Source organism: Brevundimonas aurantiaca, from assembly GCF_014199955.1.
GTDB lineage: Bacteria > Pseudomonadota > Alphaproteobacteria > Caulobacterales > Caulobacteraceae > Brevundimonas > Brevundimonas aurantiaca.
Genome location: NZ_JACHOQ010000003.1, coordinates 460,825 through 475,003 on the forward strand (window position 1 = coordinate 460,825; position 14,179 = coordinate 475,003).

Annotated in this window: 11 protein-coding genes; 4 read left to right on the forward strand and 7 right to left on the reverse strand. The window is 66.8% G+C overall.

Annotation, left to right across the window (positions count from 1 at the left end; all coding sequences use genetic code 11):
* Window positions 1-71 precede the first annotated feature (71 nt).
* Window positions 72-3,308 carry an error-prone DNA polymerase gene (locus GGQ93_RS09690; protein WP_054764215.1) on the reverse strand — a complete coding sequence of 1,079 codons (3,237 nt, stop codon included), beginning with the start codon at window positions 3,306-3,308 and terminating at the stop codon, window positions 72-74.
* A 68-nt stretch (window positions 3,309-3,376) separates the two neighbouring features.
* Window positions 3,377-4,006 (reverse strand): hypothetical protein, encoded by a 630-nt coding sequence (locus GGQ93_RS09695; protein WP_035307865.1) that lies wholly within the window; start codon window positions 4,004-4,006, stop codon window positions 3,377-3,379.
* A gap of 185 nt (window positions 4,007-4,191) precedes the next feature.
* Between GGQ93_RS09695 and GGQ93_RS09700 the strand changes: the two genes are divergently transcribed.
* From GGQ93_RS09700 to GGQ93_RS09710, 3 genes are read left to right on the forward strand one after another with little or no spacing between them, the layout of a single operon-like run.
* Window positions 4,192-5,373, forward strand: a complete 1,182-nt coding sequence (locus GGQ93_RS09700; RefSeq protein WP_035307863.1) for an ABC-three component system protein — start codon at window positions 4,192-4,194, stop codon at window positions 5,371-5,373.
* The gene (locus GGQ93_RS09705) at window positions 5,363-5,857 is read left to right on the forward strand and encodes a three component ABC system middle component (RefSeq protein ID WP_035307862.1); all 495 of its coding nucleotides are present in this window, start codon (window positions 5,363-5,365) and stop codon (window positions 5,855-5,857) included. Before GGQ93_RS09700 ends, GGQ93_RS09705 begins: the two co-directional genes overlap by 11 nt.
* Before the next feature lie 3 nt (window positions 5,858-5,860).
* Entirely contained in the window at window positions 5,861-7,918 is a 2,058-nt protein-coding gene (locus GGQ93_RS09710) for a DUF3732 domain-containing protein (RefSeq protein ID WP_035307860.1), read from the forward strand.
* A gap of 12 nt (window positions 7,919-7,930) precedes the next feature.
* On the opposite strand, the gene GGQ93_RS09715 is transcribed toward GGQ93_RS09710, so the two are convergent.
* The gene (locus GGQ93_RS09715; RefSeq protein ID WP_054764214.1) at window positions 7,931-9,451 is read right to left on the reverse strand and encodes a Y-family DNA polymerase; all 1,521 of its coding nucleotides are present in this window, start codon (window positions 9,449-9,451) and stop codon (window positions 7,931-7,933) included.
* The gene (locus GGQ93_RS09720) at window positions 9,366-10,124 is read right to left on the reverse strand and encodes an ImuA family protein (protein WP_035307855.1); all 759 of its coding nucleotides are present in this window, start codon (window positions 10,122-10,124) and stop codon (window positions 9,366-9,368) included. The genes GGQ93_RS09715 and GGQ93_RS09720 overlap by 86 nt, the downstream gene beginning before the upstream one ends.
* 198 nt (window positions 10,125-10,322) lie before the next feature.
* Here GGQ93_RS09720 and GGQ93_RS09725 point away from each other — a divergent pair, with 198 nt between their 5' ends.
* Window positions 10,323-10,901 carry an SOS response-associated peptidase family protein gene (locus GGQ93_RS09725; protein ID WP_035307852.1) on the forward strand — a complete coding sequence of 193 codons (579 nt, stop codon included), beginning with the start codon at window positions 10,323-10,325 and terminating at the stop codon, window positions 10,899-10,901.
* A 13-nt stretch (window positions 10,902-10,914) separates the two neighbouring features.
* On the opposite strand, the gene GGQ93_RS09730 is transcribed toward GGQ93_RS09725, so the two are convergent.
* The 3 genes from GGQ93_RS09730 to GGQ93_RS09740 all read right to left on the reverse strand — a co-directional run bounded on the left by GGQ93_RS09730 (window position 10,915) and on the right by GGQ93_RS09740 (window position 14,131).
* Complete coding sequence (locus GGQ93_RS09730; protein ID WP_224764257.1) at window positions 10,915-12,093, reverse strand: DUF3363 domain-containing protein; 1,179 nt, start codon at window positions 12,091-12,093, stop codon at window positions 10,915-10,917.
* Between the two features lie 379 nt (window positions 12,094-12,472).
* Window positions 12,473-13,411: a DUF2493 domain-containing protein gene (locus GGQ93_RS09735; protein WP_035307847.1), complete on the reverse strand. Its 939-nt coding sequence runs from the start codon at window positions 13,409-13,411 to the stop codon at window positions 12,473-12,475.
* Between the two features lie 312 nt (window positions 13,412-13,723).
* Complete coding sequence (locus GGQ93_RS09740; RefSeq protein WP_066555132.1) at window positions 13,724-14,131, reverse strand: GcrA family cell cycle regulator; 408 nt, start codon at window positions 14,129-14,131, stop codon at window positions 13,724-13,726.
* Window positions 14,132-14,179: the final 48 nt, after the last annotated feature.

A 14,179-nucleotide genomic window follows, 5' to 3' on the forward strand; every position in this document is an offset into this window, starting at 1 on the left:
GGGTTGGTCTCGTCCTTAATGCGGAGCTTTAGGATGCCGTAGGCGGCTGGGAAAGTGGTGCGATCTCATGCCTACCGAAAGTCCCGCGTCCTGACTCGAATGCCCTCGAGCGACAGGTCCGGAATGTAGATGTCCCGGGCCTTGGGTGTCCGGGCGTCCGGCTTACTGCCCCGATAGACCTCGTCGCCCCGCCCATGCGGCAACCGGAACTCGCCCCTCCGGCCCAGCGACGCCAAGAGGTCCGAGCCGTCGTGCAGCCGCTCGGCGACGATGTGCACCACCTCGCCTTCGCGCTGCACCCTGCCGTCGACCACCAGCAGGCTGGCGCCCAGCACCACCCGCCGCTGCTGCTCGTAGAGGCTCGGCCAGATCACTAGATTGGCCACACCGGTCTCGTCCTCGATGGTGATGAACATCACCCCCTTGGCCGATCCCGGCTTCTGACGGACCAGAACGAGGCCGGCGACCCGGGTCAGGCGGCGGTCGCGCATGGCCGTCCCGTCGGCGCAGGTCATCACATGCCGGACCTGGAGTTCGTCGCGCAGGAAGGCCAGCGGGTGGTCCCGCAGCGTCACGCCCACATGGGTGTAGTCCTCCACCACCTCCTGACCGGCGGGCATGGCCGGCAGGGCAGCATCAGGCTCATCCACCTCCGGCACGAGTTCGCCGGCCTCCGCCGAGGCCGCCGCGAACAGCGGCAGGGGATCGTCGCGGAGCGCCTTGATCGACCACAGGGCGTCGCGGCGGGACAGGCGGAGCCCCTCCAGAAAGGCGTCGGCCTCGGCCAGTCGCGTCAGGGCCCCGACGGGCGTCATGGCCCGTCGCCACAGATCGTCGATGCCGGCGAAGGGCCGATCCCCGCGGTTCGTCACCAGCCGGGCCGCGTCCCCGTTGGCCAGGCCCCGCACCATGCGCAGTCCCAGCCGCACCGCGAACCGGTCCTCCCGCTCCGTGGGCTCCAGGGTGCAGTCCCAGCGACTGGCATTGACGCAGACCGGCCGCACCTCGACCCCGTGCTCGCGGGCGTCCCGCACGATCTGGGCCGGCGCGTAGAACCCCATCGGCTGGGCGTTGAGCAGGGCGGCGCAGAAGACATCGGGATGCCAGCACTTGAGCCAGGAGGAGGCGTAGGCGATCAGGGCGAACGACGCCGCATGGCTTTCCGGGAAGCCGTAGGATCCGAAGCCTTCCAGCTGGCTGAAGGTCTTCTCCGCGAACTCGGCCGTATAGCCCCGCTCGACCATCCCTCCGACCAGCTTGTCCTTGAAGTGGCTGACCCCGCCGGTGAATTTGAAGGTCGCCATGGCGCGGCGCAGCTGATCGGCTTCCGACGCGGTGAATCCGGCGCATTCGATCGCCACCCGCATCGCCTGCTCCTGGAACAGGGGCACGCCGAGCGTCTTGCCCAGAACCTCCTCCAGTTCCGGCTTGGGAAAGACGACCGGCTCCTTCCCCTCGCGGCGCCGCAGGTAAGGATGGACCATGTCGCCCTGAATGGGGCCCGGTCGCACGATGGCGACCTCGATCACCAGGTCATAGAAGGTGCGCGGCTTGATGCGCGGCAGCATGGCCATCTGCGCGCGGCTTTCGATCTGGAAGACCCCGAGCGTGTCGGCCTTGCGGATCATGGCGTAGGTCTTGGGATCCTCGGCCGGGATGGAGGCCAGGTCCAGATCCATGCCCTTGTGATCGCGCAACAGGTCGAGACCGCGCCGCATGCAGCTGAGCATGCCCAGCGCCAGGACATCGACCTTCATGAACTTCAAGGCGTCGATGTCGTCCTTGTCCCATTCGATCACCTGACGATCCTTCATCGCCGCCGGCTCGATGGGCACGAGATCGTCCAGCCGGTCGTCGGTCAGGACGAACCCGCCGGGATGCTGGGACAGGTGGCGCGGAAACCCGATCAGCTGTCGTGACAGGTCCAGCGCCAACCTCAGACGCCGGTCCTCCAGATTGAGGTTCAGCTCCTCGGCGTGCCGATCCTCGACCCCCTCCGACGAATAGCTCCAGACCTGGGACGAGAGGGTCTTGATCAGGTCTTCGGTCAGGCCCAGCGCCTTGCCGACATCGCGCAGGGCGCCGCGCGAGCGGTAGCGGATGACGGTGGCGCACAGGGCGGACCGGTCCCGCCCATAGGTGTCATAGATCCACTGGATCACCTCCTCGCGGCGCTCGTGCTCGAAGTCGACGTCGATGTCCGGCGGCTCCTTGCGCTCCTGACTGACGAAGCGTTCGAACAGGAGGTCGTTGCGCCCCGGATCGATGGAGGTGACGCCCAGCACGAAGCAGACCGCCGAGTTGGCGGCCGACCCTCGCCCCTGACACAGGATGTCCCGGCTGCGGGCGAAGCGGACGATGGAGTGAACGGTCAGGAAGTAGGGCGCATAGCCCAGGGTCTCGATCAGTCCGAGCTCGTGTTTCAGCGCCGCCCGCACCTTGTCAGGCAAGCCTTCCGGATACCGGTCCGCCGCCCCCGCCCAGGTCAGGGCCTCCAGCGCCTCCTGCGGGGTCTGTCCCGCCGCCGCCTCGCGCGGATACTGGTAGGCCAGCTCGTCCAGGCTGAAGCGGCAGAGATCGGCGATCTCGACCGTGCGCGCTAGGGCCTCCGGATAGCGCGCGAACAGTCGGTGCATCTCGCCCACCGGCTTCAGGTGCCGGTCGGCCGTCCGGCTCCGGCGAAAGCCCACGTCGTCGATGGTGCAGCCTTCCCGGATACAGGTGACGACATCCTGCAGGATCCTGCGGTCGGGATGGTGGAACAGAACGTCGTTGGTCACCACCGTCCGCACCGCCGCGGCCCTCGCGGCTTCGCAGAGCTGATGCAGTCTCATCTGGTCGCGCGGCCGCCGATGCAGGGTCAGGGCCAGATGGGCGTCGTCGCCGAAGACTTCGACCAGATGCACCAGGTTCCGACGCGCCGCCGTCAGGCCGTCGGGGACCAGCACGGCGATCCATCCTTCGCCCCAAGTCTCCAGGTCGTCCCACCCGAGCCGGCATCCGCCCTTGCCCGCCCGCCGCTTGCCCACCGTCAGCAGGCGACAGAGCCGGGCGTAGCCCGCCCGGTCCCGGGGATAGACGAGAATCTCCGCCCCATCCTCCAGCACGAGACGGCAGCCCACGATCAGCCGAACCCCGGTCGCCCGCGCTGCCTCGTGCGCCCGGACGATGCCCGCCAGACTGTTCCGGTCCGTCACCGCCAGCGCGTCGAGCCCACAGGCGGCCGCCTGGGCAAACAGCTCCTCGCAAGAACTCGCCCCTCTCAGGAACGAGAAGTGGGACGCGCATTGGAGTTCGACGTACGACATGGGCCCAACGGGAGGTTTGTTCCCGTTATGTTCACATTCTTCGACGCCAGGAAAGCGAGATCACTTTCTTATTCAGGGGGCGGTGGCGTGTGACCGAGGGCGATGGCCTTCTTTCGCTGGGCAGGACTAAGCGCTGCCCAGAACCTGTGCACGCGTCCAGTGGGCATCGACTGTAAATCGTCGATGTGCTGCTGACGTTTGAGCTCGACCTTGAAGAAGCTGGGCTGGTGGTCGATCCCATTGGTCTTCAGACGCCAGAAGACCACGTTTGCGTATTTCGGCGTCAATGTCCCGTGCCGCTTGTAGTATTCCAACGCGCCTTCAAGGATCGCGTTGTTCTCCGCAGCAGCCAGCTTCTCCAGCGCGGCGATGCAGGCCTTGAGCTGCATCTCATTGGTCAGTTCGGTCAGTCGCCGCTTGGCCTCCTGTGGCGTCAGTCGGCGTCCTTCCTGGACGATGGCGACGTCGAACTTCAGAATGCAGTGTGACCCGACCCAAAGGGTCTCGTCGGTCCGCTCGTTGCCGATCTCGAAGTGGTAGCGGAGCCCTTCCTGACCGCAGAGGCGACAGGTCTCGACCGGCGCGCCGTGGTCCTCGGTCCGCTCGGTGAACCGCCATTCGCGGAACGCCGCAGGCAGGGTTTTGGCGATGGACAGGGGCAGGATGCTGTCGCGCACCCGGCTGGTGTAATGCTCCACGTCCCTCGCTCCCTTCCGGCCCGATCGATAATCTAGACGTGCAACGCAGACCGACGCTATCCCAACTGTCGAGGCTGCCGGGATTAAAAAGTCTTCGTTCCAGCCAGCTATTGGCGTTCTTGCAGGAATCCGTACAACTAACCGCTGTCCGGCGAAGCGGAACGCCGTTGAAGTTAGGGTCGGGGTTGGCGGCGATAAACAACACGGCGGCGCCGCAGGCGGCCGGCTACATCCTTCAACTCGAAAGGGCGCTTCACCATCTGGCCCATGCCGGTGTGGGGGCCGTGATCGCCGTGGAACATCTGGACGACGTGGTCGTCCTCAAGGATGGTAAGGCCGTCGTTCAGGAACAGGACAAGAGCACGGCGACGCCCAGCGCCCGATTGCTCTCTGACCGCAGCAAGGCGATCTGGCGCACGCTGGAAATCTGGTTGCTCCAGCAGGAGACGCCTGAGGCGATCGCCTGCGAGCGATATCTCTTCTTCGTCAATCGGCCTGTGGAGACGGCCATTTCCACCCTCTTGAAGAAGCGCAAGCTTGGCGAGGCGAGCGCGGCGCAGGTGTTGGTCGCCCTGCGAGCCGAAGGCACGGCGCCGTCCAAGAAAACGACCAAGGTCACACAGGCGCAGGCCTTGATCGACCGGGTGCTACAACGCTCCGACGACGAACTGCTCGACCTGATCGGACGCATCGAGATCGTCGAGGCCGGCGACCCGGCAGAGGATCGCGCCGCCATGGCGAACGGCCTCGGTTTGAGCCCCAGGGCGAATGCGGAGGACATTCTGGACGGCCTGCTCGGATGGCTGACGCGGCTGGTGCGTGAGGAATGGAATGCCGGGCGTCCCGGAATGGTGTCGCGTGCCGCGATTCTACTCCAGAAGGATGCCCTCCAGGCTCGCCAGGCGCGGAGCCGCCTTCTTCCGAGGGCGGCCTCGGATGTACGGGTGTCCGACGCCGATCGTGCCGGCGCCTTGTCGCGGACGTTTGTCGAGCACCTCGGCCGGATCGAAGCCCAGGATGAGGATGTTGTCGACGCCGTCGATCATTTCCTGAAGTTCAATGCCGAAAAGCACCGGCTCGTCATCGAGGGCGAGGTCGCCGACGGGGAATGGCGCGATCGGGGTGACCGCCTGCGCACCCGATGGCAGAATTTGATGCGGCGCCGAACCCGGGAGATGAAGCCCAAGCCGCCGACGGAGATCGGACAAGCCGTGCTCGCCGACGCCACTTATGATCACCAGGAACCGCTGGATGGTCAGCCCTGCGGCGAGCTCTACATGACGTCCGGCCACTACCACCGCCTGGCAGACGAGAATCAGGTCTGGTGGGACCCTAACTATTCCCCGGAGCCCTCCGGTGAAGATTGATCACGAGGAACTGCTGGCCAGAAACCCGGCTCTGATGGCCAGCGCCTTCTGGCATGTCGCCCAGCGCCACGCCGGCAAAGCCCATGGCGCGCCGCCGATCCTGCCCATCTTTGTGGTCAGCGCCGCCCTGCTTCTTCACCGCGCGACGGTGGACAAGGTCCACGGCATGAATTTCGACAGCGGGTTCCTCAAAGCCGTCGTGGAGCGGCCCGACTTGCTCGCCGGCCTGCAACGCCGTGTGGAGGCGCATGCCGACACCGCGCTCAAGGCGCTGCAGGTGGGTGTCGCCTCGGGCCTTCTGATCCGCGAAGGCGGAGAAGGCTTTCCTCGCTTCAGGGCGATGAGCGGCGCCGATCTTCCGCAAGCTATCCGGGATCTCGACCCCCCGGTCTCTCACGTCCTGAGCGCCGCCAAGCGGCTCGGGACCTGGTTCGCCATGGACGGCTTTGAAGCCGCCCAGCGACAGCTGAACATCGAGTTCTGACCCATGAAGCTCTTCATCCGCGAAATCATCATCTGGCCGGAAGACGTTCGCTTCGAACCCCGGACGCTGACCTTCGACCCGGGCGCGGTGTCGGTGGTGACCGGATGGAGCGGCACTGGCAAATCCTCGATCGTCAACATCATCGACTATGTGCTCGGGTCGGGCTCCTGCTCGATCGCTGTCGGTGTGATCCGCAACGCGGTTTCTTGGTTCGGACTAACCATCGAAACCGACGCCGGCCTTATGAGGATCGCCCGCCCTAAGCCGGCGGCGCGTCAGGTGTCCGAGGAGATATGGCTGCAACAGGGGCCTGAGGTGGAGCAGCCCCTGCCCATGCGCCCGGCGGCGAACTCCAACGTCGCGCGTCTTAAAGCGCTGCTCGACATCTATTCCGGCCTGTCCAATCTGGCGCTCGATCCGGAGAAGGACAAAGGCTTCGGCGGGCGGGCGAGTTTCCGCGATCTGGCGGCCTTCAACCTTCTGCCACAACATGTCGTGGCCAATCCCTACACGCTCTTCTTCAAGGCGGACTCTTCGGAGCATCGCGAGACCTTGCGCCACGTGCTGCCTCTCGCTTTGGGGATCGTGACCAACGAAGACTTGGTGAGACTCCATCGCCTTCGGCTGCTGCGTGACGAATTACGCAAGGTCGAGACAGAGCTGCGGACCCGGCGCAACGCCATCGACAACTGGAGCGCAAACGCACGCGGCGCCTTCTTCCGCGCCCAGGAGCTCAGTCTCGTGCCGCCCGGAGAGCCGCCCGGAGACCTGCGCGGGCTGCTCTCGGTGCTCGCCGAGGTGGTCGCCGCCGGCGGTCAATCTGTCGCCGCTCCTGGCCGGGTCACGGCTGCGGTGACCCGGCTGGACGACATTCGTCGTCAGGAGCAGGCGCTCGACCAGAAGATCGGCGCCGAACGGCGTCGCCTACGCAAGCTGCGCAGCCTTTCCCGAGCGGTGGTCGACTATGCCGATGTGCTGGCTGAGCAGTCGGCGAGCGTGAAAGGTGTCGGCTGGTTCAAGGCTCATGTCGCGGGAGAGTCCTGCGTTCTGTGTGGATCGGACACCGAAGCGGCGAAAGACGCCCTGGAGGAACTGAACGACCCGATCGCTGAGCTGCAGAGCCTCTCGACTGGCGCGACGACCGCTCGGCCTATGGTTGATCGTGACCTTATCGCTGTTCAGGGCTCCCTGCTTCAGGCGGAAAACGATCTTCAGGCCCTGCAACGCACCCGACGCGAGTTCGAGGCGCAGGTCGATAAGGAACGCGGCCAGTCGCAGAGCCTGGAGAACATCTTCAGATTTATCGGATCGACCGAACAGGCCTTGCGCATGCTCGGGGATATCCAGGGTGACGAGGGTCTGGAGGCCCAGGTCGCCAAACTTCGCGGCGACATCCGGGATATCGAGCGGCAAGGCAACGACGAAGAACGCCGCCGCCGCGCTTCGGACGTCCATGCCCGTATCTCAAGCTACATCGTCCGCTTCATCGAGCATCTCGGGATCGAAGGCGCCGAAGGCCGGCCCATGCTCGATGAGCGCGAGCTGAATCTCCGGTTCGAACGCGAGGGCGCCAAGGGCGCGGATTTTCTCTGGGAAATCGGCAGCGGCGAGAACTGGATGGCCTACCATCTCGCCGCCCTGCTCGCGCTTCACGGGGTCTTCCTCAATCGTCTCCAGAACAATCCGGTGCCGACCTTCCTCGTCATAGATCAGCCGAGCCAGGTCTATTTCCCGAGCGACACCTTCGAACAGATCGTCACCGGCGAAGCCGATCTTGACGAGCCTGGAGAGTCGATTGGCGCCGCTCGTGGGCGCAAAGGTCGGCTCGGCGATCTGGAGAGTACGCGCAAGATTTTCGCGAGCCTCGCTCGCGCGCACGGGTCGTTCAACTCCCGCCTGCAGATCATCGTGCTGGATCATGCGGACCATCATGCATGGGGCGACATCGAGGGCGTCAAAGAGGTGGCCAACTGGCGCGGCGAGGCCGATTTCCTCATCCCCTCGCACTGGTTGGCCGACGAGGCCGCTCCCGACGCGCCCAACGAGGTGACCCCGGATTGACGCGACAATCGATCACCCGAACAGTCCATGGATAAACCAGGCTTGCGACCCCGTCCGACCATCTTCGCCGTCGCCAGCCCGGAACAACCAGAACCGCCGCCCCACCTCATCCTCAACCTGGAAGTAGTCACGAACGGCCCAGACCTCGGCGTCCCGCCGTCGCCATTCTCCGAATATCCTTTCAGGGCCGTCCGCGCGGACTACCCGACGCCGTACGCCTCGCCATGTGAAGTGGGTCGGGGGATTGTCGGGCAGCAGGGCCATGGTCTCGACGGGCTCGGGCCGCTTCAACAGGCGTGCGGGACGCGGCCAATCCGGCGTCCAGTCCAGAACCGGAGCGACAGAAAGGGGCGGCGCCTTGCCGACGGAGCGCTCGGGCACGTCGCTCTCGACCGGGACCAGTCGATACAGGCGCTGGGCGCCGATGCGGTTGGACAGCATATCGACGAGATCCGACAGGTCTGGCCCCTCGGTCTCGCCCAAGGCGCTCTTGCCCCACCGCCAATCGAGGGGTTCGGCCTGGACTGCGGACAGGGTCATGCGCTCGATGCCGAACCCCGGATCGATCTTTTCGATCCGGTCGGTCAGCAGGCGCGACAGCCGGGCCGCATCCCGGGTCGGTCGGGCCAGGCCCACCCTCTGCGCCTCGACCCGGTTGTCGACACGGACGCACAACCAGTCCAGCCGTCTGGCTCCCAGGCTCAGGATCTCCAACGCCGCGCACAGTTCCGAGGCGAGCGCCGTGACATGGCGCTCGAGGGTCTCCGGCGCGCCGATCGGCTCCCCGAACACCCGCGACACCGTCGGGATCTCCGGCGCCTCGACCGGGACGAGCGGCTCGTCCACACGCCCGTAGGCCTGGTCGATGCGACGGCCGAGGTCATGACCGAACCGGAGCGTGAGAGGCGCGCGAGGCCGATGTGCGACGTCGGCGATCCGGTCGAAGCCCATCCGGTGCAGATGCGCGATCAACGCCTCCGGAAGCCGCAGCGCCGCCAGCGGCAATCCTGCGATGGCGGCGTCGACGGCGTCGGGCGCGATCATACGGTGCGCGCGTCGGAAGCGGACCACGGCATGGGCGGAGCCATAGGTCGGACCGATCGCGGCGTCGGCTTCAATGCCTTCCTCCTTCAGGCGTAGGATCATGTCCGCCAGCATGGCGGCCTCCCCGCCCTGAAGGTGGGCGGCCCCGGTGGCGTCGATGGCGAGGCCATCCGGCGGATCGGGCTGGCAGACGGGGGCGTACCGGCGCATGGCCCAGACGGCGAGACGACCGAGCGCGGCCTCGTCGCCCGCCGGATCCGCCACCCGAACGTCGAGGCCGGGGATGAGGGCCTGAGCCTGGGTCGCCGCCATGCCGACGCGTGCGCCCTGGGCCAGCGCCGCCGTGTTGGCGGCGAGCACGATCCGACGGCGCCCGGACCGACCCGCGAGGATCAGGGGAAGCTCAGGCGGCGGCGCGACGTCCGCCAGTCCGCGTCGCAGACGATCGACGGACCAGTTCGGCAGGTAGAGCGAGACGACCCGTCTCATCACAGGCTTCCAAGGTGAAATCCGCGGCCTCGGCGCCGCGACAACGGATGAGTTCGACGAACCAGCGCGCCCGCCCCACGCCGGGCACGGGCAAGGGCGAGGAGGGGGCCGGGCTGATGCGCCAGCGCGTGGCGGAGGCGGTGTGCTGACCGAAGTCGGCGGCTTCCGAAGCCCGTCGCCATCGGCGCACCGCCAGACCCAGGCCGCCCGAGTCTTCGGCGGCCAGTTGCAGCCGTCGGGACGCGACGAGACTGAGGCGGGCGGTCTCGGCCACGACGGCGGCCAGACCGGGATGACGAAGGCCTTCCTCGAAACAGGCGAGAAGGGAAGGCTCGTCCCCGGCCTCGACATAGATCACCCGGTCCGGCCCCAGACCGGCCTGACGCAGGGCCGGTGCGAAGAGGTCGGGGCGGGTTACGCACCACAACACCTGGCCGGGCCGCCGGGCGGCGATGCCTGCGGCGAACAGGGCGGCTGCGGCGCCGTCCACGGCCTCCTCGCCGCCGCCTGCGATCTCATGAACGGCGCCCAGTGAAAGACCGCCGCTGGGGAGATGGCGATCGAGATCTTTCACGCCGAAGGGCAACACCCCGGTGGTGTTCCGGCCGCCCTGTTCAAGGGCGCGGATCCGATCGCGCAGGATGTCGAGCCCGGCAGGCAGGCGGGCGCGCATGAGAAGCCTCCTGTTCCCAAGGCTGATGAATGTTCCTGTAATGTTCTGGTTCTGTATGATGCGAAGAGTCAACCTTCGCTCATCTCTTATCCCCTTCGCCGGACGACCTGTGGACCGCGCGCCAGGACGGCCAGGGACGGTCGCCGCTGGCTTTTTCAGCGAAGTCGGCGATCAATGGGGCGGTAGACGGAGGTCCGCATGTGCAACGAGTATCAGCTCATCCTGCCGTTCGACGAGGTGATCGAGACCTTCAACCGAACCGGCGACCGTCTCGTCTTTCCCGGCGGCATGCCCAACTTCGGACCCATGGCCTCGATCCGTATCGGCGACCGGGCGCCCATCATCACGCGAGGCCCCGATGGCTCGCAGCTGATCGTGTCGCCCTGGGCCTGGAAGTCGCCACAGGGAAGACCCGTGTTCAACTTCCGATCCGACGGTCGATCCTTCGACGGCGTCACCCGCTGCCTGATCCCCACCGACGGCTTCTTCGAGTTCACCGATGCCGAGCCGGGTCAGAAGCGCAAGACCAAGTGGCGGTTCACCATGGCCGACGCGCCGATCTTCTGGGTCGCCGGCCTGGTTCGAGACGGCGCCTTCGCCATGCTGACCACCGAGCCGGGACCGGACATCGCCCCCTACCACGACCGCCAGATCGTCCTGCTGAGACCCGATGCGGCCCTCGATTGGCTGGACCTGCGCAAACCCGAGGCCGAGCTGCTGCGCCCCCTGCCGGAAGGCAGCCTGTCTGTCGAGAAGGTCTTCCCGGAAGCGGCATGAGTTCGGCAAATCGTCACCGACCCAGATCCTGACCCAGATGCTTGCCGCTGAGGACCTGGGCGAAGCCGCGCGCATCGAGCGAAAGCGTGACCGCTTTTCCCACGGTTGGCGGGGTCTCGCCGACACCCAGCCGCCCATAGTGTTCGGAGCCGTCAGCGGCGCGCACCACCACATAGGCGGAGCCGCCCAGTTCGTCGTGGAAGCCGGTCTTCACGACCTTGCCCTGGACCGGCGCCTTGCCCAGCTGTTCCGCCGACCGCGCGCCGTCAAGACGCCGTTGGTTGAGGGTGCGAATGACGTCCTTCGAGAGCTGCAGCCTCCGAAGTCGGGCTTCCATATCCGGGGCCAGCCGGAAGCGCCGCCCTGTTCGTTCGGCGAGGCCCAGGGTCTCCAGATGGCGCAACCGTCCCCGGGTCAGCGCCGTCCAGGCGTCAGTGCCCCCGATCCCGTCATCGACACAGCCGTTGTTGTCCGCAGCTGCCAGGAGACGGCGGTCGAAGGCGGTGAACCGGTCGGCCTCGGTCTCACGCCAGACCCGCCGTTCGGCGTCCTGACGGCTGAGGTCGCCGAGCCGCTCCTGGGCCACTTCCTGGGCCCGGGCGCGAAAGCCGTAGCCGATGTAGTCGCGCGGAATCACGAGGTCCCGGCCGTCGCTTCTCCGGCCGCGCACAAGCACATGGGCGTGCGGCTGGTCGGTGTCGAAATGGCAGACGGCGATCCAGTTCAGACCCGGTTCTCCAAGGTCGTCGGCGACCCTCGACATGACCTCCCTGGCGAAGCCCTGGAGGTCCGAAATCCGATCGCCGTGCTCGGGTGAAATGATGAAGCGAAAATGGTGCCTGTCCTTCGCCCAGCACTCCGTGGCGCCGGTCGGATCGACCCTCTCACGCACCGGTCCGAAAAAGGCCGCGCGCTCGCCGTCCTCGCCCGCGCCCATGCGGCCGAGATAGGCGATATGGGCGGCGAGCGCCGCGCCCCGGGCGAACCCCTTGCCCATGTGCCGGGACACCAGCGCCTTGACCGTGACGCGCTGCCGGACGTCGAGACGGAAGGGACGACCCGAGCGGTTCTGGGCCGCGCGCAGACACCCGGCGCGGTCCCCGTAGGCGAACAGGCGCGAGGCCGCGAGCCTCTGGAACATGGCGATCCGGACGCTGGTCTTGTCCGACTTCAACCTCTGCGGAAGGCGCACTTTCAAGGTCGAGACGTCATCCTTTGACGCTTGGGCGAGGCGTACCTCAATGGCGGTTCGGACCTGCATGATCGGGGCTCCGGCCTGTCGTCGTCGCGGAATCAGGCGTCAACTCAGCGCAAGTCGACGTCGGTCTCCGCAATCCTCGCAAGTGTCTGCCCGGGCTCAGGAAAACAGAAGGCCAAAACCCCTCTTTTATCTTGCCCTAAGCCCTCAATCTGACGATTTCCAACCAGCCTCTCCAACAGTGAACACAGCCGATCAAACCTCGGCAAGACCCAGGCGACCCCGGCGTTCAGACCGCTTCGGGTCCGCCGGATGACAAGAAAAATCCCGCCCGGCCGAAGCCGAGCGGGTCATTGATCCAGATCGTGATGTCTCAGGCGGCCCGGGCCTTGATGGGCACGTGCCGCAGCCCGTTCTCCATCGCCTTCTGGCCGAGGTTGAGCGCCGGTCCGAACGGCCGCTGATCCTCCCGCACCCCGGCCAGCGAATGGACCAGGGTCAGGCAGACCTCCGGCTCCAGCGCGATCAACTCGTCGTTCGCCCGGAAGGGAGCCGCCTTTCCGTTCCTGTCGAAATCCGCCCGGGCGAGGATCAGCTTCACCCCCTTCTGCTGGGCCCATTTGATCGCCAGCTTCTCGGAGCCTTTCGCCCCGGTCGTCGCCAGAGCCATGTCCGGCCACTCCCCCTTAGCCCAGTTGAGGGCGTCGAAGATCCGCCCGGCGTCCTCGGCCGTGTCCGCCATCGGCGCGCCCCGGAAGGCGACGACCGGACCGCCCGGATCGGCCTCTCCGGACCGACGATTCCGGATCGCCCGGATCGCCTGTTTCGCCTCCAGCTGCGCCGCCGTCAGATGGGTGCCGCGCCGTGATCCCCGCCAGGCGGTCCAGACCTCCCCGGTCGCGATCGTCCAGGTTTCGGAGGCCGCATCCCGGATCAGTTCGCAGGCCTGCGTCGCCGCATCTCCGGATCTCGCTTTCGCCGTTGCGTCCTGAAGTTCGACATCGGCCGCTTCCGATCCGTCGAAATCCCGATCCAGGGCGCGCATCGCGTCACGGGCGCGGTCGGCGTCCCGTTCAATCCGTCCCGCGGCCGAGTGGAAGGCGCCGATAAGCGCTTCGCCGAGGATCGTCTGATAGTCCTCCAGAGCGGTGTCGGAGATCACGTCCACGAGCTCGGTCATGAGCGCGCGCCCCAGCTGGATCAGGGCGTCCTCGGTGGGGTGCGGACGCGCATCCCCCAAGGACGCGGTCAGGTCGTCGAAGGCGGAGTCGGTCTTCGAAGAGGCGGAGAAGGCGGTGTTGAAGTGGGTCATCGAACCATTCCTTTGAAAAGAGACTGTCGAAGCGCCCCATGCGCAACGACCCCGGCTTTGGCCACGGCGGGGTCCTCGGCAGTCACCGGAGCGGAGGGCCGCTTGCCCTCCGTGGAGGGGAACGGCGCAGCCGTTGACTTCCGGGGTGCCGTGACAAAGTCGGAGGGCGTTGTGTGGGGGCAAGTCGTCGTCGCCCTTCGCGACGACGACTCCATTCGGCGCCGTCGCGCCGATACGGACGAGAAGGCGTCGATCTTCTCGTCCCTCGACGCCGGCGGGCCGGCGGCGCATCCCCAGGCGAGCGAGCCGTCCTCAAGGCGCCACGCCCGCGAGGCGCATAAGGCCCTCCACCGACAGCGGTGTGGGCCGATAGGCGATCGCTGCATGGGCGGCGCAGAAGGCGCCGCGTTCAGACGGACGACCGCAGAGGCTGAAGGCGGCGTCGCCCGGTTCGCCATACGGCCAACGGCAATCCATCCGCCTCACCGACAGAATGGTCGCAACGCCATCGGGCGGCGGCTCGGGCGCCACGTGATGCGCCGCCTCGCGACGAGTCCGGGCGCCTGTGCGCCCCTCCGAGAGGCCGAGGCGAGCGACCTTGCCGAGGACGGCGTTGCGGGTGAGGCCGCCGCCGAGTTCCAGGGCGATGGTCTCGGCGCTCCGCCCTTCGGGCCACAGGCGCTTCAGCAGATTGATACGGGCTTGGGTCCATGCGGACATGGCGGTCTCCTTCGGCGAGCCCCGATGGCTCGTCCGACCGCGCCCTTC

Bases quoted from the DNA above. Each gene is read 5' to 3' on its own strand.
- GGQ93_RS09725 (WP_035307852.1), top strand. From the start codon at position 10,323: ATGTGCAACGAGTATCAGCTCATCCTGCCGTTCGACGAGGTGATCGAG.
- GGQ93_RS09720 (WP_035307855.1), bottom strand. From the start codon at position 10,124: ATGCGCGCCCGCCTGCCTGCCGGGCTCGACATCCTGCGCGATCGGATC.
- GGQ93_RS09740 (WP_066555132.1), bottom strand. From the start codon at position 14,131: ATGTCCGCATGGACCCAAGCCCGTATCAATCTGCTGAAGCGCCTGTGG.
- GGQ93_RS09735 (WP_035307847.1), bottom strand. From the start codon at position 13,411: ATGACCCACTTCAACACCGCCTTCTCCGCCTCTTCGAAGACCGACTCC.
- GGQ93_RS09715 (WP_054764214.1), bottom strand. From the start codon at position 9,451: ATGAGACGGGTCGTCTCGCTCTACCTGCCGAACTGGTCCGTCGATCGT.
- GGQ93_RS09690 (WP_054764215.1), bottom strand. From the start codon at position 3,308: ATGTCGTACGTCGAACTCCAATGCGCGTCCCACTTCTCGTTCCTGAGA.
- GGQ93_RS09710 (WP_035307860.1), top strand. From the start codon at position 5,861: ATGAAGCTCTTCATCCGCGAAATCATCATCTGGCCGGAAGACGTTCGC.